This is a genomic window from Pseudomonas sp. B21-041 (assembly GCF_024748675.1).
Classification (GTDB): domain Bacteria; phylum Pseudomonadota; class Gammaproteobacteria; order Pseudomonadales; family Pseudomonadaceae; genus Aquipseudomonas; species Aquipseudomonas neuropathica.
Genome location: NZ_CP087175.1, coordinates 1,902,087 through 1,920,714, shown reverse-complemented (window position 1 = coordinate 1,920,714; position 18,628 = coordinate 1,902,087). Strand labels below are relative to the sequence as shown.

The following is an 18,628-nucleotide window of genomic DNA, read 5'->3' as shown; positions in this document are numbered from 1 at the left end:
TTTGAGGACATGGAATCAATAAATCCAGGACAGCAAAAAGCCCGCACTAGGCGGGCTTTCTGTGGAATCTGGCGTTCAGTGTTCCAGATTCCGAATATGGCGCAGCGGACGGGACTCGAACCCGCGACCCCCGGCGTGACAGGCCGGTATTCTAACCGACTGAACTACCGCTGCGCGAAACGCTTGAAACGAATGGTGGGTGATGACGGGATCGAACCGCCGACATTCTGCTTGTAAGGCAGACGCTCTCCCAGCTGAGCTAATCACCCTTCGCTTCGTTACGGGACGCATTATGCCACAAGTTTTCGTAAAGTGTTGATTTAATTGAATTTTTTTTCAAATAAATCCGAAAACCAGTAAAACGACACATCCCGCGGGTACAACCTTGGAGCAGAAAAAAACCCGCCTTGGCGGGTTTTTCCGTGGTGACCTGGCGTTCAGTGGTCCAGGTTACCGAATATGGCGCAGCGGACGGGACTCGAACCCGCGACCCCCGGCGTGACAGGCCGGTATTCTAACCGACTGAACTACCGCTGCGCTAAACACTTGAAACGAATGGTGGGTGATGACGGGATCGAACCGCCGACATTCTGCTTGTAAGGCAGACGCTCTCCCAGCTGAGCTAATCACCCTTCGCTTCGGTGTGGCGCGCATTCTACGGAGCGACCCAACCTCTGGCAAGCACTTTTTTAAATAATTTTCTCAGGCCTTCCAAAGGCTTAGAGAAGGGTTGGCCTATGGGACGGCGAAGACAATAATGCCCCCCTTTGTATAAAGGAGAGACTCACCCCATGTGGTTCAAAAACCTGCTTATCTATCGCCTGACCCAAGACCTGCCTGTCGATGCCGAGGCGCTGGAAACTGCACTGGCCACCAAACTGGCGCGTCCATGTGCAAGCCAGGAGTTGACCACCTACGGTTTCGTCGCGCCGTTCGGCAAAGGCGAAGATGCTCCACTGGTGCACGTCAGCGGTGACTTCCTGCTGATTTCCGCGCGTAAAGAAGAACGCATTCTGCCGGGCAGCGTCGTGCGCGACGCGGTCAAGGAAAAGGTCGAAGAGATCGAAGCCGAACAGATGCGCAAGGTCTATAAGAAGGAACGCGATCAGATCAAGGATGAAATCATCCAGGCGTTCCTGCCGCGCGCCTTTATTCGTCGCTCGTCGACCTTTGCCGCTATCGCACCCAAACAGGGTCTGATCCTGGTCAACTCGGCCAGCCCGAAACGTGCCGAAGACCTGCTGTCGACCCTGCGTGAAGTGATCGGCACCCTGCCCGTCCGTCCGCTGACCGTGAAAATGGCACCGACTGCGGTCATGACTGACTGGGTCACCACCCAAAAAGCCGCTGATGACTTCTATGTACTGGACGAGTGCGAACTGCGCGACACCCACGAAGATGGCGGCATCGTGCGTTGCAAGCGTCAGGACCTGACCAGCGAAGAAATCCAGCTGCACCTGAGCACTGGCAAAGTCGTCACTCAGTTGTCGCTGGCCTGGCAGGACAAACTGTCGTTCATGCTCGACGACAAGATGACGGTCAAACGTCTGAAGTTCGAAGATCTGTTGCAGGATCAGGCGGAGCAGGACGGTGGCGACGAGGCGCTGGGTCAACTGGATGCCAGCTTCACGCTGATGATGCTGACCTTCGGTGATTTCCTGCCAGCGCTGGTTGAAGCGTTGGGTGGGGAAGAGACTCCGCAGGGGATCTAAATCCAACCAGTTCCAACTGATGGAACCGGTTCAAATGTGGGAGCTGGCTTGCCAGCGATAGCGGTGTTACAGATGGCTTATAGGGAGTCTGACACGCCGCCATCGCTGGCAAGCCAGCTCCCACAATGTTTTGTGGTGTAACAAACAATAAGGAACAAGCCATGCGCGCACTGGCTGCACTCAGCCGCTTTGTCGGCAATACCTTCGCTTACTGGGTTCTGATTTTCGCGGTGATAGCGTTCCTGCAACCGGCGTGGTTCCTCGGCCTGAAAAGCGCGATCGTACCGCTGCTCGGGCTTGTCATGTTCGGCATGGGCCTGACCCTCAAACTCGACGACTTCGCTGCCGTTGCCCGCCACCCGTGGCGCGTAGCGCTGGGCGTGGTTGCACATTTCGTGATCATGCCCGGTGTGGCGTGGTTGCTCTGCCAGGTGTTTCATCTGCCGCCGGAAATCGCCGTCGGGGTTATTCTGGTTGGCTGCTGCCCGAGCGGCACCTCGTCCAACGTGATGACCTGGCTGGCCCGAGGTGATCTGGCGTTGTCGGTGGCCATTGCTGCCGTGACCACCCTCCTCGCCCCGCTGCTGACGCCGGCGCTGATCTGGCTATTGGCTTCGGCGTGGTTGCCGGTGTCGTTCATGGAGCTGTTCTGGTCAATCCTGCAAGTGGTGTTGCTGCCGATCATTCTCGGCGTGGTTGCCCAACGCTTGCTCGGCGACAAAGTGCGCCACGCAGTGGATGTGTTGCCGTTGGTGTCGGTGGTCAGCATCGTGATCATCGTCACCGCCGTGGTGGCCGCCAGCCAAGCGAAAATCGCCGAATCCGGCCTGCTGATCATGGCCGTAGTGATGTTGCACAACAGCTTCGGTTATCTGCTGGGCTACTTCACCGGACGCCTGTTCAAGCTGCCGCTGGCCCAACGCAAGTCGCTGGCACTGGAAGTGGGCATGCAGAATTCGGGATTGGGCGCCGCGTTGGCCAGTGCGCATTTTTCGCCATTGGCAGCGGTGCCGAGCGCGCTGTTCAGCGTCTGGCACAATATTTCCGGCGCCCTGCTGTCGACGTACTTCCGGCGCATGAGTGAAAAGGAAGATCGCGAGACACTGGCGCAGCAAGCGGCTGACTGACCTCGAAACTTGATCCCGGGTTAATGCTGGTCAAACTAGCGCGCAACGCGGGGACGACCCTGCGGCTCGATCGAGTCATTAATCTGGGGACGACCCCGTCTATCGATGGAGGTCTTTCATGTCCTGGATCATTCTGTTTTTCGCCGGCCTGTTTGAAGTCGGCTGGGCCGTCGGCCTGAAATACACCGACGGTTTCACCCGCCCGCTCCCCACCGTTCTGACCGTTGCGGCCATGGCCATCAGCCTTGGCCTGCTCGGCCTTGCGATGAAGGAATTGCCGTTGGGCACCGCCTATGCGATCTGGACCGGCGTCGGTGCGGTGGGCACGGTGATTGCCGGAATCATCCTGTTTGGCGAGTCGATGGCGTTGATTCGGCTGGCCAGTGTGGCGTTGATCATTACCGGGTTGATTGGGCTTAAGGTCAGCGCTTAAGCCACTACCGCTTTCGCGAGCAGGCTCGCTCCCACAGTTGATCGTATTCCTCTGACGGAACGCGATCGAATGTGGGAGCGAGCCTGCTCGCGAAGAGGACCTTAAAATCGCCGGCTATCTAACTGCCCCGCGCAACTCCCGACCAACCCCTGCAACTTCGCCGGCTCAGCAGCATCAACGCCCACCGGCGCTCCTGCCACCAACGTCACCCGCGACCACAATCGGTGAAAAAACCCTTTGTTCGGATCGCGACTGAAGAAACTCCCCCACAGCCCTTGCAACGCCAGCGGAATCACCGACACCGGTGTCTCTTCGAGAATCCGCGTGAGCCCGCCCCTGAACTCATTCATCTCGCCGTCCGCCGTCAACTTGCCTTCCGGGAAGATGCACACCAACTCACCGGCCTTCAAATAGTGAGCAATCCGGGTGAAAGCCTTTTCGTAGATCTGGATGTCTTCATTCCGTCCGGCAATCGGAATCGCCCCCGCCGTGCGGAAGATAAAGTTCAGCACCGGCAGGTTGTAGATCTTGTAGTACATGACAAAGCGAATCGGCCGACGCACCGCGCCACCAATCAACAACGCATCGACAAACGACACGTGGTTGCACACCAGCAATGCCGCGCCTTCATCCGGAATGGCTTCAAGGTTGCGGTGCTCGACACGGTACATGGAATGGCTGAGCAGCCAGATCATGAAGCGCATGCTGAACTCGGGGACGATTTTGAAGATGTAGGCGTTGACGCCAATATTCAGCAGCGACACCACCAGGAACAACTGCGGGATCGACAGCTTGGCCACACTCAACAGCACAATCGAGACGATGGCCGAGACCACCATAAACAGTGCGTTGAGAATGTTGTTGGCGGCAATCACCCTTGCCCGCTCGTTCTCGGCGGTGCGCGACTGGATCAAGGCATACAACGGCACGATGTAGAAACCACCGAAAATGCCGAGGCCGAGGATGTCGACCAACACCGCCCAGGTGTGCACGAAGCCCAGCACTTCAATCCAGCTGTGGCCGCTGACGCTGTCGGGAATCCCGCCGGAATGCCACCACAGCAGCAAACCGAATACGGTCAGACCGAACGAACCGAACGGCACCAGACCGATCTCGACCTTGCGCCCGGACAGCTTCTCGCAAAGCATCGAACCCAGCGCAATCCCGACCGAGAACACGGTGAGAATCAGGGTGACCACAGTCTCATCGCCGTGCATCCATTCCTTGGCGTAGGCGGGAATCTGCGTCAGGTAAATCGCCCCGACAAACCAGAACCACGAGTTGCCGACAATCGAGCGCGACACCGCTGGCGTCTGGCCCAGACCGAGCTTCAGCGTGGCCCACGATTGACTGAAGATGTTCCAGTTCAGGCGCATCTCCGGGGAGGATGCCGCCGCGCGCGGAATGCTGCGACTGGCCAGATAACCCAGCACGGCGATCCCGACGATGGCGCAGGACACCAACGGTGCATAGTGCGAAGAGGACATGATGACCCCGGCACCAATCGTCCCGGCAAGAATCGCCAGAAACGTGCCCATCTCCACCAGGCCGTTGCCGCCCACCAGCTCATCCTCGCGCAAGGCCTGCGGCAGGATGGAATACTTCACCGGCCCGAACAGCGCCGAATGGGTACCCATGGCGAAGAGCGCCACCAGCATCAGCGACAAGTGATCGAAGAGAAAACCGACCGATCCTACGGCCATGATCGCGATCTCCGCGAGCTTGATCAGACGGATCAGCGCGTCCTTGGCGAATTTTTCCCCGAACTGCCCGGCCAGTGCCGAGAACAGGAAAAACGGCAGGATAAACAGCAACGCACACAGGTTGACCCAGATCGAACGGTCACCCTCGATGGTCAGCCGATAGAGAATGGCGAGGATCAGCGACTGTTTGAACACGTTGTCGTTGAACGCGCCGAGCGACTGCGTGATGAAGAACGGCAAGAAGCGCCGGGTGCGCAGCAGGTTGAACTGTGAGGGGTGACTCATCTTCCGTGTTTCCCTGATGTTTAAGGTAGAGAGGCCTGGGTACTGCTTATTGGATTCTCGAACCGCGATCCAGGCCACACCTTACCTAAACTTTTCAGGTTATTTCTTCAAACCTGCGATGCACGGCGAGACAAACAGCTCGCCCCGCCAGGCGCCTTGCACGGTACGTTTGCCGACGATCAGCCACATCAGCGCCAGCAACATCACCAACAGCGTGCCGACGACACTGAAAAACGTCAGGTTCAGGGTGCTCGCCAGTTTCAGAGTTGCCAGCGAATACACGCCCAACGGGAAGGTGAAGCCCCACCAGCCGAGGTTGAACGGGATGCCGTCACGCAAGTAACGCACGGTGATCAGCAGCGCCATCAGCATCCACCACAGCCCGAAGCCCCACAGGGTTATCCCGGCAATAAGCCCCACACCCGAGGCGATTTCACCGATACCGGGCAGACCGTTCGACGCGAATATCGCCGGCGCATCACCGCCCAACAGCAACATGCCCAGCGCACCGGTGCCGATCGGGCCGAGGGCCAGCCAGCTCGACGCCGCCATATTTTCGTGGGGCAGTTTGTGCAGGGCCATGCGCAGCAGCAGGATGGTCAGAATGCTGAATGCTACCGGTAGGGAAAAGGCCCAGAGCACGTAGCTCGTCGTCAGTATCACCAGTTGTGAGTGGGCATCGGTGAGATGCGGTGCGAGCAAACCACCGCTGGCCGCCGCCACCTCTGCCGCCACGACCGGCAGCAACCAGACGGCGGTCATCTGATCAATGCTGTGTTCCTGACGGGTAAACATCATGTAAGGGATCAACACGCCGCAAGCCAGCGACATGGCCACATCGATCCACCACAGCACTTCGGCGAGGTGAATCACGCCGTCACCCCAGCGCGGCAAGCCAAACACCAGAAAGCCGTTGATGATGGTCGCCAGGCCCATGGGAATCGTGCCGAAGAACATCGAAACCGTGGAGTGGCCGAAAATCCGCCGGGCCTCGTCGAAGAACAGCATCCAGCGCGCGGCGTATGCGACGGTAAACAGGCTGAATAACAGAATGTTGAACAACCACAAACCTTCGGCGATAGCGTGCAGGCCTGGAATGGCCAATGGCAGTTGCGCCAGCGCCAACGCCAGCACACCGGTGCCCATGGTCGCGGCGAACCAGTTGGGGGTGAACTGGCGAATCACTTCACGCGGGTGCTGAAGCTGGCGGAACGGTTTGATGCCGGGTTTGGCGCTGTTGGGGCAAGTCATCATGGAGTCCTCTCCTCTGGTGAGGTTGAGTCCATGGTAGAACCGAATCGAATATCTATATAACGGGTAATTTCTCTAACTGTTATCTGTTTTACCAATAAGCAGTCAGACGCTGCCTTCGCTCTCGATCACCAGAATCCGCGCTGCGCCTTGCGGATGGGCGACATGCTCGGTGCCGACACTCGCATAGAAGATGTCACCGACCTCAAGCTGCACCTGTTTTTCTTCGCCCAGATCGCGGTAATGCATCAGCACTTGGCCATCGAGCACCACAAATACTTCCTCACCATCGTTGATGTGCCATTTGTACGGCTGATCCGTCCAGTGCAGGCGCGTGGTGATGCCGTTCATGTTGGCGATGTCCAGCGCGCCCCAGGCGCGCTCGGCAGTGAAGGTCTTGCTGCGGATAATCTTCATGGGGCGATCCGTGAGAGAAGGCTGGGCAAGGCTAACCGAAATCGAGGGGGTTATGGAGCGCGGCACACTTTGGCTGCGGCTGGGCGCAGGCTGAGTAACAGCGCACCAATGGCCAACACGATCAACACCACCCCGTAACCATCGGTGGTTGCCAGCAAACCGTAGCTACGCGACAAGTGCCCGGCGAGCAACGCCGGCAGGCAGAACGCCAGATAACTGAGCACGTAATAGGCCGCCATCAATCCTGCCCGCTCATGGGGCAAGGCCAGCGGCACCAGGCTGCGCACGGCGCCGAGGAATCCCGAGCCAAAGCCGCAACCGGCCACCAGCGTGCCGAGGAAAAACAGCGACAGGCTGGCGCTGTGCACGCCCAGCAGAATCAATACCAGACCGATCGGCAGCAGGCTCGCACCCAACTGCAACGCCCGTGCGGCGGGACGATTGCGCAGCGTGAAAATCATCAATGCACCGGTCACTGTCAGGGCGGCCACGGTTGCGCCGCCGATCAGATTGGAAGTCGAACCGGTGGCGGTGCGCACCAATGACGGTGCCAACGAGGCGTAGAAACCGCCGAGCGCCCAGGTTGCCGTGTTCAGTGGCAACACGCGCCACAAGGTGGCCCGCGCTTGAATCGGCACGTGCAGTGTCGGCCGCAACGAGGCCCACGCCCCCGCTTGCGGAGTGACGCTTTCCGGTAAGCGCCAGACATAAATGCCTTGCAATACAAACAGTGCGAGCAGCAGCCAATAGGTCAGCTGCATAGGTGCCGGCGCAAACTCCGCCAGTAAACCGCACCCCATGCCGCCCAAGGCCATGCCGAGCAACGGAGCCACACTGTTGATCAGCGGCCCCTGCTGACGATCGGCGTCGAGCAATGTCGCGCTTAAAACAGCGGTGGCCATGCCGGTGGCAAACCCTTGCAGAACACGCGCGCTGATCAGCCACGCCACGCTGTCGGCGTAGATAAACAGCAACATCGCCAACGCGTTGAGCAGCACGGCGGCGAAGATCACCGGTTTGCGTCCCAAGTGGTCGGACAGCGAACCGACTGTTAATAGAGCCGCCAACAGGCTGAGCGCATAAACGCCGAAGATCAGCGTCAGCATGGTTGCCGAGAAGTGCAGCTGATCCTGATACAGGTGATACAGCGGCGTTGGCGCCGTGGAGGCGGCGAGAAAACTCAGTAAAGTAATCGCCAGAAACCACAGGCTGGATCGATTGGAAGCAAGGCTGGTCATGGGCACACTCCGCAAAAGCTAATTTTTTGCTTTTGCGGAGTGTGCTACTGCCTCGCGCTTAAAGCAAATTCTTTGTGTTAAGGTCTGCGCCATGGCTATTAAAGAAGGTTTACGCCCCGGCGGCCGCAGTGCCCGGGTGCAAGATGCAATTCATTCGGCAGTCCGTGCGCTCCTGCAAGAACAGGAGCGCTCGAGCGTGACCGTCCCGCAGATCGCCGCGCGTGCAGGCGTTACACCGTCGACGATTTACCGGCGCTGGGGTGACCTGTCGGCATTGTTGGCCGACGTCGCCCTCGCCCGCATGCGTCCGGACAGCGAACCGGCGCAAACCGGCAGCTTGCGCAGTGATATTCGTGCGTGGGCTGAGCAGTATCTCGATGAGATGAGTTCGGAGCCTGGGCGCAACATGATGCGCGACGTGCAGGCCAGTGCTACGCCGGGCTATTGCGTGACGATCATTGGCGCGCAGTTGCAGACGATCATTGAGCGGCATCCGGATGAAGTGGCTCCGAGTGTTGATCGGCTGATCAATCTGGTGGTCGCACCGGTGGTGTTCCGGATTCTGTTTTCGGCGGCGGCGCTGGAGGTGGATGAGCTACATCGGCTGATCGATATTGCGCTGCGTCAGGACTGACACCGATATTCATGTAGGAGCTGCGGCACGCTGCGATCTTTAGATCTTGATTTTGAAAAATCAAAAGATCGCAGCCTCGTTTCACTCGACAGCTCCTACAGGGTTCGATGCCTGGCAATGTCAACGCACAACGCCTCCATTCAAACCTGCGACACCCCACCACGCCACGACCTTGGTCGACACTGACTAACCGCCCCGCGCATGCGAGACTGTCCGCCCGGGCAGGATTGCCGGGGAGTCTTTTGTCGGGAGTGTTGCATGTCGCTGTCCACCGGGCTGATCGCCGCCGTCGCCCTGGCCTATATGGCCATCATGTTCGCCATCGCCTTCTACGGCGACCGCCGCAGCGCGCCGTTGCCGCCGCGCGTGCGTGCCTGGGTGTACAGCCTGTCGCTGGCGGTTTATTGCACCAGTTGGACGTTCTTCGGCGCTGTCGGTCAAGCCGCCGAGCAATTGTGGTCATTCCTGCCGATTTACCTCGGGCCAATCCTGCTTCTGGTCGGCGCGCCGTGGGTCCTGCAGAAAATGGTGATGATCAGCAAACAGGAGAACATCACCTCCATCGCTGACTTTATCGCCGCGCGCTACGGCAAATCGCAATCGCTGGCGGTGGTCGTGGCGCTGATCTGTCTGGTCGGCGTCCTCCCCTACATCGCCCTGCAACTCAAAGGCATCGTCCTCGGCGTGAACCTGCTGATCGGCGCCGGTGCCGACGCCATGGGCACTCGCGCCCAGGACACCGCGCTGATCGTGTCGCTGGTGCTGGCGCTGTTCACCATCGTCTTCGGCACGCGTAACCTCGATGCCACCGAACACCACCGTGGCATGGTGCTGGCGATTGCTTTCGAATCGCTGGTCAAACTGTTCGCCTTTCTCGCCGTCGGCGCTTTCGTCACTTATGGCCTGTATGACGGTTTCGATGACCTGTTCAACCAGGCCATGCTCGCACCGCGTCTCGAGGAATACTGGAAAGAAACCATCAACTGGCCGTCGATGGTGGTGCAGACCGGCGTGGCAATGATGGCGATCATCTGCCTGCCCCGGCAGTTCCACGTCACCGTGGTTGAGAACATCGACCCGCAAGATCTGCGCCTGGCCAAATGGGTATTTCCGGCCTATCTGGCCTTGGCCGCGCTGTTTGTCGTGCCGATCGCGCTCGCTGGTCAGATGCTGTTGCCACGCGATGTGCTGCCCGACTCCTTCGTGATCAGCCTGCCACTGGCGCAGGCCCATCCGGCGCTGGCCATGCTGGCGTTTATCGGTGGCGCGTCGGCGGCGACCGGCATGGTGATTGTCGCCAGTGTGGCGTTGTCGACCATGGTCTCCAACGACATGCTGTTGCCGTGGCTGCTGCGGCGCAATAACGCCGAGCGCCCGTTCGAAGTGTTCCGCCAATGGATGCTCTCGGTACGCCGCGTCAGCATCGTCGTGATTCTGTTGCTGGCCTACGTCAGCTATCGCTTGCTCGGCTCGACCGCAAGCCTGGCGACCATCGGCCAGATCGCGTTCGCCGCCGTGACTCAACTGGCGCCCGCCATGCTCGGTGCGCTGTACTGGAAACAGGCCAACCGGCGCGGCGTTTTCGCCGGTTTGGCCGCCGGTACTTTCCTGTGGTTCTACACCTTGATCCTGCCGATCGCCGCGCACAGCCTTGGCTGGTCGTTAAGCAGTTTTCCAGGGCTGGCGTGGTTGCACAGCAATCCGCTGAACCTGCCGATTACCCCGCTGACCCAAGGCGTAGTGCTGTCGCTGGCCGGCAACTTCACTCTGTTCGCCTGGGTTTCGGTGCTGTCGCGTACCCGCGTATCGGAACACTGGCAGGCCGGACGTTTCATCGGTCAGGAGATCAGTGCGCGGCCGAGCGCACGCTCGATGCTGGCGGTGCAAATCGACGACTTGCTGCAATTGGCCGCGCGTTTTGTCGGTGAGGAACGTGCGCGCCAGAGCTTCATTCGCTTCGCCTATCGCCAGGGCAAAGGCTTCAACCCCAACCAGAATGCCGACGGCGAGTGGATCGCCCATACCGAGCGCTTGCTGGCCGGTGTACTCGGCGCTTCGTCGACGCGCGCAGTGGTAAAAGCCGCCATCGAAGGTCGGGAAATGCAGTTGGAGGACGTCGTGCGCATCGCCGACGAAGCCTCCGAGGTGCTGCAGTTCAACCGTGCCTTGCTGCAGGGTGCGATCGAGAACATCACCCAAGGCATCAGCGTGGTCGACCAGTCACTGAAACTGGTGGCCTGGAACCGTCGTTATCTGGAGCTGTTCAACTACCCCGACGGCTTGATCAGCGTCGGTCGGCCGATTGCCGACATCATTCGCTACAACGCCGAGCGCGGCCTGTGCGGCCCCGGCGAAGCGGAAGTCCACGTTGCCCGCCGCTTGCACTGGATGCGTCAGGGCCGCGCGCACACCTCTGAACGGCTGTTCCCCAACGGCCGGGTGATCGAACTGATCGGCAACCCGATGCCGGGGGGCGGTTTCGTCATGAGTTTCACCGACATCACCGCGTTCCGCGAAGCCGAGCAGGCACTGACCGAAGCCAATGAAGGGCTGGAACAACGGGTCAGCGAACGCACCCAGGAGCTGTCGCAACTCAATGTCGCGCTGACTGAAGCCAAAGGCACCGCCGAAGCCGCCAACCAGTCGAAAACCCGCTTTCTCGCGGCGGTCAGCCATGACTTGATGCAACCGCTGAACGCCGCTCGGCTGTTCTCCGCCGCCCTCTCCCATCAGGACGACGGCTTGAGCAGCGAGGCGCAGAAACTGGTGCAGCACCTCGACAGCTCACTGCGTTCGGCCGAGGACCTGATCAGCGATCTGCTGGATATTTCTCGCCTGGAAAACGGCAAGATCAACCCGGACCGCAAGGCGTTTGCGGTCAATGAACTGTTTGACACGCTCGGCGCGGAATTCAAGGCACTGGCGCAGGAACAGGGTTTGAAGTTCCGGGTGCGCGGCAGCCATCTGCGTATCGACAGCGACATCAAATTGCTGCGGCGCATTTTGCAGAACTTCCTGACTAACGCTTTCCGCTACGCCAAAGGCCCGGTGCTGCTAGGCGTGCGGCGGCGCGGCGGCGAATTGTGTCTGGAGGTGTGGGATCGCGGGCCGGGGATCCCGGAAGATAAACAGCAAGTGATTTTCGAAGAGTTCAAACGCCTCGACAGTCATCAGACCCGCGCTGAAAAAGGCCTCGGCCTGGGTTTGGCAATTGCCGATGGTTTGTGCCGGGTACTCGGTCACACCTTGCGGGTGCGCTCGTGGCCGGGTCGCGGCAGTGTGTTCAGCGTCAGCGTGCCGCTTGCCCGCTCGCAGGCCCAACCGGCAAGCGCTGCAGCCGAAATGAATGGCAGGTTGCCAAGCGGCGCGCGGGTGCTGTGCATCGACAATGAAGACAGCATTCTGATCGGCATGAACAGCCTGCTCAGTCGCTGGGGCTGTCAGGTGTGGACAGCGCGCAATCGCGAAGAATGTGCTGCGCTGTTAAATGACGGCGTGCGGCCGCAACTGGCGTTGGTCGACTATCACCTCGACCACGGCGATACCGGCACTGAGCTGATGGCGTGGTTGCGCACGAGCCTGGGTGAGCCGGTGCCGGGGGTAGTGATCAGCGCTGACGGGCGACCGGAGATGGTCGCCCAGGTGCATGCGGCGGGGCTGGATTATCTGCCCAAACCGGTGAAGCCGGCGGCGTTGCGGGCGTTGTTGAGTCGGTACTTGCCGCTATAGAAGCAAAAGATCGCAGCCTCCGGCAGCTCCTACATTGGTATGGCGTACATCCTGTAGGAGCTGCCGGAGGCTGCGATCTTTTGATCTTTATTCAGGAAGTTCGACGAGACCATCGACATCGGTCATCGCCCGCTCCAGCAAATCCGCCGGCAAGCTCTTGCTCGCCCGGGCGCCGAGCAATTTCAGCTGCTCACTGCGACTGACCAGATTACCGCGCCCTTCTGTCAGCTTGTTGCGCGCTGAGCTGTAGGCTTTGTCCAGTTGCTGCAGGCGGTTGCCGACCTCGTCAAGATCCTGAATGAACAGCACGAACTTGTCGTACAGCCACCCGGCGCGTTCGGCGATTTCCCGCGCGTTCTGGCTCTGGCGCTCCTGTTTCCACAGACTGTCGATCACCCGCAAAGTCGCCAGCAACGTCGTCGGGCTGACGATGACGATGTTGCGGTCGAAGGCTTCCTGAAACAGCGATGGCTCAGCCTGCAAAGCTGCCGAAAATGCGGCCTCGATCGGCACGAAGAGCAAAACGAAATCGAGGCTGTGCAGGCCTTCAAGACGTTTGTAATCCTTGCCGGCCAGGCCTTTGACGTGATTGCGCAACGACAATACATGCTGCTTGATCGCGATCTGCCCGAGGGTGTCGTCGTCGGCTGCAACGTATTGCTGATAGGCGGTGAGACTCACCTTGGAGTCCACCACCACTTGCTTGTCGCCCGGCAGATAAATGATCACGTCAGGCTGGAAGCGCTCGCCATCCGGGCCTTTGAGGTTAACTTGGGTCTGATACTCGCGGCCCTTCTCCAGACCGGCGTGTTCGAGCACGCGCTCAAGAATCAGCTCGCCCCAGTTGCCTTGGGTTTTCTGGCCTTTGAGGGCGCGGGTGAGGTTGGTGGCTTCGTCGCTCAGGCGCAGATTGAGCGCCTGCAAACGTTCCAGCTCCTTGGCCAGCGAGAAGCGCTCGCGGGCCTCGGCCTGATAACTTTCTTCCACCCGTTTTTCGAAGGACTGGATGCGCTCCTTGAGCGGATCAAGCAACTGCCCGAGCCGCTGCTGACTGGTCTCGGCAAAGCGCTGCTCACGCTCATCGAAGATCTTCCCGGCCAGTTCGGCAAACTGCGCACGCAGTTCATCGCGCGAGCCTTGCAGGTCGTTGAGGCGTTGCTGGTGGCTTTCCTGTTGCTCGCGCAGTTCGGCGTTCAGTGAAGCGGCTTGTGCGTCGAGGCGGCGCAGCTCAGCTTCCTTGTTCGCGCGTTCGAGGTTCCAGGCGTGGGAGGCATCGCGGGCGTCATCACGCTCGATCTGCAGCAGCTCGACTTCCCGGCGCAGCGCTGCCAGATCAGCCTGCTTGGCGGCGTTGGCCTGGCCGAGATCGGCAACTTCATCGCGGCTCGCGTCGAGCTGCGCGTTGAGTCCGTCCTGCGTCAGTTGCGCCATGGCCAGTCGCTCTTCGAGCAAGGCGACCTCGGCCTGGCCATTGCTCGCCCGGCGTTGCAGTTGCCAGGCCAGCGCCAGCAGTGGCAATCCCGCCCCCGCAAGCCCCAGCAATACGCTGGTCAAGTCCATCGCCATAGCCACTCCCGCCGATCTTATAAAGCCTGAAGGTTAACCAAGGTGTCAGGTCTTGGACAGCTCAGTCTTCGAGCAGACCGAGTTCCTGTTGCGCACGACGGTCACCGGCGCGAGCGGCCTGGCGCAGCAGATCCTGACCGATGCGACGATCCCGGGCGTTACCGCACTCACGGCACATCAACTGACCGAGGCGGCTTTGCGCAGCCACCACGCCTTCACGCGCCGGTTGTTTGAGCAAACACCCTGCGATGTGTTTGGCATTATGACTGTCGCTCAGGCGCGGGCTGTCGAGCAGCCATTCTGCGACGCGAACAGAAAATCGCTTGGGCGGGGTAACAGGAGAAGGTTGTGAGGTAACAGAGTCTGATACTGAGCGAAACTTCATAAAGCACTGTGGGACGAATCGGAAGGCGCGCCACTCTACTCTCTTTTTCTTACAGGTAAAGTCGAAAAACAACCCGGCACGCCCGTCCTAGAGCAAGCGCTCGGGACAATCCACAGAAGCTGTGGATAACTCAGTGGACAACCGCCCTCCAACCGTCGCAAAGCCTTATGGAATGGGGCTCGCAGTCAAACTGACGATTTTTTCACCAACAAAAAAAAGCGATGTTTTTCATTGACTTAAACTTTCGATGCAGGCAGCCAGTGGAGTCAGGATTGGTATGACAGTGCCGTTACAGCTTGCGCAACTAATGTGCACAAGTACCTGTTACCCGGTTATATCGATGCGCTTTTTCGGGTCGTTTTGCTAACCGGTCTGGGGATAAACCGGTCTGGCACGGGACTTGATGAACAAATCTTCACCGACCGACGGTCACTAGCTGCGCTAAATGCGGGCAATTCATCGCCCCCCCCAAAGCAGACTCAATCGGCGTCTGCAATGTTTTTCTACACGAAGTTTGCTTTACCCGTTTCGATCCGTTAGTATCCGCAGCGTTAGTACCAAGCTGAAAGTCAATTCCGGTCGAACACATCCCCACGGTCTGCCTTCTTCCAAGAAGCTCTACCGAAAAAAGCGGGAACGACCCCTCGATGGTTTCCAGGTAAATCTTGCGACAACACAGCCTTCCAATGACGTGAAGGGTGTTGCGAAGAACACTTACTCTGACCGAACCAACCTGCAAATTGATCAGGATCTTCACCCCGGGCCCAGAACCTTTGCCCTCGTTGTGATGCCTGCCCTCCTAAGTACCTACCTGCCAGCCCAAGCGCGCCAACTTAATAGCGCTTCAAACTGGCTGCTTTGTTCCAGTCGGGTTCTTCGTTCGACCAATGGTGGTCGACGTTACTGGAACGTTTTAACGTTGCACGGTTCTTATCCGTGTCATTTGTAGGAACACCTAATAACTATGTCTACTCAAATCCATACTCAGGATGCCATTCGCACCCTAACCAACGCTTTTGCACCAATGAACTGCCTGATCATGGCCGCTCGCAAAGGCTGCTTCAGCTTCACACTGGTCAACGAACACGGTATCGCCCGCCACAGCGAGCGTCTGTACCCCGATCAGTACTCCAGCGCTGAACCGCTGCAGGCCGTGATCGATCGTACCCGTCAGGCACTGGTTGCCTGAGAGCCGAAAAGGCTGCAAAAGCAAAAGCCCCGCACACAATGCGGGGCTTTTTATTGCCTGATGTTTCGCTTTTACCCCTCAGCGGCTAAGTACCATCGGATATAACGGATATTCCCCGCAGCGGGAAATATTTTAAAAACAGTCCTTTACGTCGCGAATATGACACTACACTTCAACTCAAGCGGCATGATCCGCTTGCGGCGAGCCTGAACCGATCCATAGCTGCCAAGCCCCCTTTCAGGACTCGCCATTAATAACAAGAACCGAGGGTGTTATGGGTATCGCTGCCAGCGAACTGTGCCGCTACGTGATCCGTCCTACGCTGATTTATCTGGGACGCCACAGCGCGACCGCCGAATCTCTCCTGCTGGGCATCGCCGCCAGCCAGTCTGCCCTGGGTTCCGCCCTCCATGACCGCCGTGGCCACGGCCTCTACCGTATCGCCGAGCATCGCCACCAGGCCCTTTGGGATGATTATCTGGCGCTCGATCCGGAACGTGCCAGCCTGGTTCGTGGCCTCGCCAGTCAGCATGCCTTCCTGACGGGTCCGCACCTGGAATTGACAGTAAATCTGCGTTACGCCACGGCCATTGCCTGGCTGCTGGTAGAAGAACAAAACCCCACACTCCCCGATTCCAGCGATTTACTGGGAATGGCGCGCATCTGGCGCCAGACCTTCCAACCCCAAGGTCGTCTGCGCGACTTCACTTACGCCTGGCACACCTGTGTTTCAACGGTGAATCAGGTCGCTTGCTGACCGTCTGGTTTCAAAAGATCTGCCAACAGGTCGCGAATCTGGTCGGATTGTCCTACAAAACCGCTCTAAATCAAGGCATACGAGCTATAGCGCTAGGGCGAAAATGTTGGTAATTTTCGCCCCGGTGATCACCAGGAGTTCTAATAATGAAAAAAGTCATGCTCAAAACCACCCTTAGCCTCGCCGTTACCCTTGCCTCCACTCAAATTTTCGCGGCCGGCTTTGCCCTCAACGAACAAAGCATCAGTGGGATGGGGACTGGTTTTGCCGGGCGATCTTCTTCTGCAGACGACGCAAGCACTGTTTATGGCAACCCTGCCGGCATGTCGCGCATCAAGCGCGAACAAGCCACCGGCGGTGTAGCCGTTGTCGATGCTCATACCGATATCAGCAACGCCAGCTCCAGCCCCAACGGCGGCAGCAACAAAGGCGACATGGTGCCCTTCACCGCTGTACCTATGGGCTTCTACGTCAAACCAATTGATGAGCACTGGGCATTCGGCCTGGGCGTGTACGTGCCGTTCGGCCTGATTACCGACTACGAAAAAGGCTTTGCCGGCCGTTACTTCGGCAGCAAGTCCGAAGTACAAGTGATCACATTCCAGCCAACTGTCAGCTACGCCTTCAACGACAAGGTATCGATCGGTTTCGGTCCGACCATCAACCGCATCGACGGCTCGCTGGAGTCCAATCTGTCGATTTCTCCGGCGTTCCCGGACGGCAAGGTCAAGATCAAGGGTGACGACACCGCGCTGGGCTACAACGTCGGCGTGCTGGTACAAGCCACTGATACCACGCGCCTGGGTCTGACTTACCACTCGAAAGTCGACTACAAGCTCGAAGGCAACACCAAGGTCAACTACGGTGTGCTCGGCGCAATCGGTCTGGGCGCCAACCAGAAATACGACGCTTCGCTGAAGATCACCACGCCTGAATCCATCGACTTCTCGGTCACCCAGGCAATCAACGATCGCTGGAACGTCTATGCCGGTACCACCTGGACCCGTTGGAGCCAGCTGGAAAAAATCACCGTCAAGAACTCCGGGGTACAGCCGTTGCTGGCCGGTCAGTTCGGTTCGATCAACGAAGACCAGAACTGGCATGACTCCTGGGCCTACGCCGTGGGTACGTCGTATCAGTTGAACAAGGAATGGGTATTGCGTACCGGCCTGACGTTCGACCAGTCGCCGACCAATAACGAAGACCGTTCGCCACGTATTCCGACTGGCGACCGCACCATCTTCAGTATCGGTGCCGGCTGGAGCCCGACCGACGACCTGACCATCGATGTCGCCTACTCGTACCTGAAGGAAGAGTCGGTCAAGATCCGCAACGAAAACAACCGTGGTCAGACCTACGATGCCAAGTATGAAAACTCGGCAAACGGTTTCGGTGTCGGCGCTACTTACCGCTTCTGATGCTGCACGGCGAGGCTAACCCCTCGCCTACAAAAAAGCCCCGCTCTCTTTGCAGAGGCGGGGCTTTTTTGATGCCTTGATTTTGCTCACCACCACAACACACTTCCCGCGTGGGGGCGAGCCTGCTCGCGAAGGCGGTGTATCAACCAATACACCTGTCGACTGGCAGATCGCTTTCGCGAGCAGGCTCGCTCCCACAAAAAACCAGCGCTATGGCTTCAGCGGTTTCGAGGCGATAGCCTTCTCGATCGCGGCGATAAACTCCGGATCATCCGGCTTGGTCAGACTGGAAAAATTGGCGATCACCTTGCCTTGGCGATCGACCACATATTTATAGAAATTCCATTTCGGTGCGCTGCTCTGTGCCGCCAATATCTGGAACAGATGCGTAGCGTCATCACCACGAACCTTCTGCGGCTCGGTCATATTGAACGTCACGCCATAGTTGGCGTAGCAGACCTTGGCAGTCTCGGCGCTGTCCTTGGACTCCTGTTTGAAATCGTTGGAAGGCACCCCGAGCATTTGCAAACCTTGCCCTTCGTAGCGTTTATGCAGCGCCTCAAGGCCTTCGAACTGCGGCGCAAAACCGCAGAAGCTCGCCGTATTGACCACCACCAGTGGCTTGTCGGCGTATTGCTTGCACAGATCAATGGATTCCTTGGCTCGCAACTTGGGCAGTGAGCCTTGCAGCAATTCGGGACAGTCGGCGGCCTGGGCCAGACCAGTCAACGCCATCAGCAACGCGGGAACAGCACACCAGCGCATCAGCATGTCGAGCATCCTT

General features: G+C 58.8%; 15 protein-coding genes and 4 tRNA genes. 8 read left to right on the top strand and 11 right to left on the bottom strand.

All coding sequences use genetic code 11. From position 1 onward, the window contains the following. Positions 1-97: 97 nt before the first annotated feature. The 4 genes from LOY43_RS08580 to LOY43_RS08565 form a co-directional block, all read right to left on the bottom strand. Positions 98-174: transfer RNA gene (locus LOY43_RS08580), tRNA-Asp, on the bottom strand. A 19-nt stretch (positions 175-193) separates the two neighbouring features. Then, positions 194-269 (bottom strand) — tRNA-Val (locus LOY43_RS08575). 191 nt (positions 270-460) lie between these two features. Next, positions 461-537: transfer RNA gene (locus LOY43_RS08570), tRNA-Asp, on the bottom strand. Positions 538-556: 19 nt separating this feature from the next. After that, positions 557-632: transfer RNA gene (locus LOY43_RS08565), tRNA-Val, on the bottom strand. A gap of 159 nt (positions 633-791) precedes the next feature. Between LOY43_RS08565 and rdgC the strand changes: the two genes are divergently transcribed. The 3 genes from rdgC to sugE all read left to right on the top strand — a co-directional run bounded on the left by rdgC (position 792) and on the right by sugE (position 3,272). Further along, the gene (gene rdgC, locus LOY43_RS08560; protein ID WP_064390914.1) at positions 792-1,712 is read left to right on the top strand and encodes a recombination-associated protein RdgC; all 921 of its coding nucleotides are present in this window, start codon (positions 792-794) and stop codon (positions 1,710-1,712) included. A 161-nt stretch (positions 1,713-1,873) separates the two neighbouring features. Continuing rightward, on the top strand, positions 1,874-2,839 hold the full coding sequence (locus tag LOY43_RS08555) for a bile acid:sodium symporter family protein (RefSeq protein ID WP_160056940.1): 966 nt from the start codon (positions 1,874-1,876) through the stop codon (positions 2,837-2,839). A gap of 118 nt (positions 2,840-2,957) precedes the next feature. Next, positions 2,958-3,272 (top strand): quaternary ammonium compound efflux SMR transporter SugE, encoded by a 315-nt coding sequence (gene sugE / locus LOY43_RS08550; RefSeq protein ID WP_003223093.1) that lies wholly within the window; start codon positions 2,958-2,960, stop codon positions 3,270-3,272. A 101-nt stretch (positions 3,273-3,373) separates the two neighbouring features. Here sugE and LOY43_RS08545 read toward each other — a convergent pair whose 3' ends face one another. From LOY43_RS08545 to LOY43_RS08530, 4 genes are all read right to left on the bottom strand, one after another. Then, a complete protein-coding gene (locus tag LOY43_RS08545; RefSeq protein ID WP_258709463.1) occupies positions 3,374-5,260 on the bottom strand; it encodes an MFS transporter in 1,887 nt (628 codons plus the stop codon). A gap of 99 nt (positions 5,261-5,359) precedes the next feature. Continuing rightward, positions 5,360-6,511, bottom strand: a complete 1,152-nt coding sequence (locus LOY43_RS08540) for a TDT family transporter (RefSeq protein WP_095124995.1) — start codon at positions 6,509-6,511, stop codon at positions 5,360-5,362. A 105-nt stretch (positions 6,512-6,616) separates the two neighbouring features. Continuing rightward, entirely contained in the window at positions 6,617-6,928 is a 312-nt protein-coding gene (locus LOY43_RS08535) for a cupin domain-containing protein (protein WP_095051094.1), read from the bottom strand. A 50-nt stretch (positions 6,929-6,978) separates the two neighbouring features. Next, positions 6,979-8,166, bottom strand: coding sequence for an MFS transporter (locus LOY43_RS08530; RefSeq protein ID WP_258709462.1), 1,188 nt, complete (start codon positions 8,164-8,166; stop codon positions 6,979-6,981). 91 nt (positions 8,167-8,257) lie between these two features. On the opposite strand from LOY43_RS08530, the gene LOY43_RS08525 reads away from it, so the two are divergent. Further along, entirely contained in the window at positions 8,258-8,800 is a 543-nt protein-coding gene (locus tag LOY43_RS08525; protein WP_038364021.1) for a TetR/AcrR family transcriptional regulator, read from the top strand. A gap of 258 nt (positions 8,801-9,058) precedes the next feature. Next, positions 9,059-12,529: a PAS domain-containing hybrid sensor histidine kinase/response regulator gene (locus LOY43_RS08520; RefSeq protein WP_220558347.1), complete on the top strand. Its 3,471-nt coding sequence runs from the start codon at positions 9,059-9,061 to the stop codon at positions 12,527-12,529. Between the two features lie 87 nt (positions 12,530-12,616). Here the strand turns inward: LOY43_RS08520 and rmuC are convergent, their stop codons facing one another. Then, positions 12,617-13,981: a DNA recombination protein RmuC gene (gene rmuC, locus LOY43_RS08515; RefSeq protein ID WP_177409299.1), complete on the bottom strand. Its 1,365-nt coding sequence runs from the start codon at positions 13,979-13,981 to the stop codon at positions 12,617-12,619. Between the two features lie 175 nt (positions 13,982-14,156). Continuing rightward, positions 14,157-14,480 carry a hypothetical protein gene (locus tag LOY43_RS08510; RefSeq protein WP_095051090.1) on the bottom strand — a complete coding sequence of 108 codons (324 nt, stop codon included), beginning with the start codon at positions 14,478-14,480 and terminating at the stop codon, positions 14,157-14,159. Positions 14,481-15,444: 964 nt separating this feature from the next. Between LOY43_RS08510 and LOY43_RS08505 the strand changes: the two genes are divergently transcribed. The 3 genes from LOY43_RS08505 to LOY43_RS08495 all read left to right on the top strand — a co-directional run bounded on the left by LOY43_RS08505 (position 15,445) and on the right by LOY43_RS08495 (position 17,844). Beyond that, positions 15,445-15,669, top strand: a complete 225-nt coding sequence (locus tag LOY43_RS08505; RefSeq protein WP_003214941.1) for a hypothetical protein — start codon at positions 15,445-15,447, stop codon at positions 15,667-15,669. Positions 15,670-15,943: 274 nt separating this feature from the next. Next, on the top strand, positions 15,944-16,426 hold the full coding sequence (locus tag LOY43_RS08500; RefSeq protein ID WP_095051089.1) for a hypothetical protein: 483 nt from the start codon (positions 15,944-15,946) through the stop codon (positions 16,424-16,426). A gap of 146 nt (positions 16,427-16,572) precedes the next feature. After that, positions 16,573-17,844, top strand: a complete 1,272-nt coding sequence (locus LOY43_RS08495) for an OmpP1/FadL family transporter (RefSeq protein ID WP_258709461.1) — start codon at positions 16,573-16,575, stop codon at positions 17,842-17,844. Between the two features lie 210 nt (positions 17,845-18,054). On the opposite strand, the gene LOY43_RS08490 is transcribed toward LOY43_RS08495, so the two are convergent. Further along, positions 18,055-18,615, bottom strand: a complete 561-nt coding sequence (locus LOY43_RS08490; RefSeq protein ID WP_095051087.1) for a glutathione peroxidase — start codon at positions 18,613-18,615, stop codon at positions 18,055-18,057. Positions 18,616-18,628: the final 13 nt, after the last annotated feature.

Excerpts from the sequence above, each read along its gene's own strand:
- rdgC (WP_064390914.1), top strand. The coding sequence starts at position 792 with ATGTGGTTCAAAAACCTGCTTATCTATCGCCTGACCCAAGACCTGCCT.
- LOY43_RS08555 (WP_160056940.1), top strand. The coding sequence starts at position 1,874 with ATGCGCGCACTGGCTGCACTCAGCCGCTTTGTCGGCAATACCTTCGCT.
- sugE (WP_003223093.1), top strand. The coding sequence starts at position 2,958 with ATGTCCTGGATCATTCTGTTTTTCGCCGGCCTGTTTGAAGTCGGCTGG.
- LOY43_RS08545 (WP_258709463.1), bottom strand. The coding sequence starts at position 5,260 with ATGAGTCACCCCTCACAGTTCAACCTGCTGCGCACCCGGCGCTTCTTG.
- LOY43_RS08540 (WP_095124995.1), bottom strand. The coding sequence starts at position 6,511 with ATGACTTGCCCCAACAGCGCCAAACCCGGCATCAAACCGTTCCGCCAG.
- LOY43_RS08535 (WP_095051094.1), bottom strand. The coding sequence starts at position 6,928 with ATGAAGATTATCCGCAGCAAGACCTTCACTGCCGAGCGCGCCTGGGGC.
- LOY43_RS08530 (WP_258709462.1), bottom strand. The coding sequence starts at position 8,166 with ATGACCAGCCTTGCTTCCAATCGATCCAGCCTGTGGTTTCTGGCGATT.
- LOY43_RS08525 (WP_038364021.1), top strand. The coding sequence starts at position 8,258 with ATGGCTATTAAAGAAGGTTTACGCCCCGGCGGCCGCAGTGCCCGGGTG.
- LOY43_RS08520 (WP_220558347.1), top strand. The coding sequence starts at position 9,059 with ATGTCGCTGTCCACCGGGCTGATCGCCGCCGTCGCCCTGGCCTATATG.
- LOY43_RS08510 (WP_095051090.1), bottom strand. The coding sequence starts at position 14,480 with ATGAAGTTTCGCTCAGTATCAGACTCTGTTACCTCACAACCTTCTCCT.
- LOY43_RS08505 (WP_003214941.1), top strand. The coding sequence starts at position 15,445 with ATGTCTACTCAAATCCATACTCAGGATGCCATTCGCACCCTAACCAAC.
- LOY43_RS08500 (WP_095051089.1), top strand. The coding sequence starts at position 15,944 with ATGGGTATCGCTGCCAGCGAACTGTGCCGCTACGTGATCCGTCCTACG.
- LOY43_RS08495 (WP_258709461.1), top strand. The coding sequence starts at position 16,573 with ATGAAAAAAGTCATGCTCAAAACCACCCTTAGCCTCGCCGTTACCCTT.
- LOY43_RS08490 (WP_095051087.1), bottom strand. The coding sequence starts at position 18,615 with ATGCTGATGCGCTGGTGTGCTGTTCCCGCGTTGCTGATGGCGTTGACT.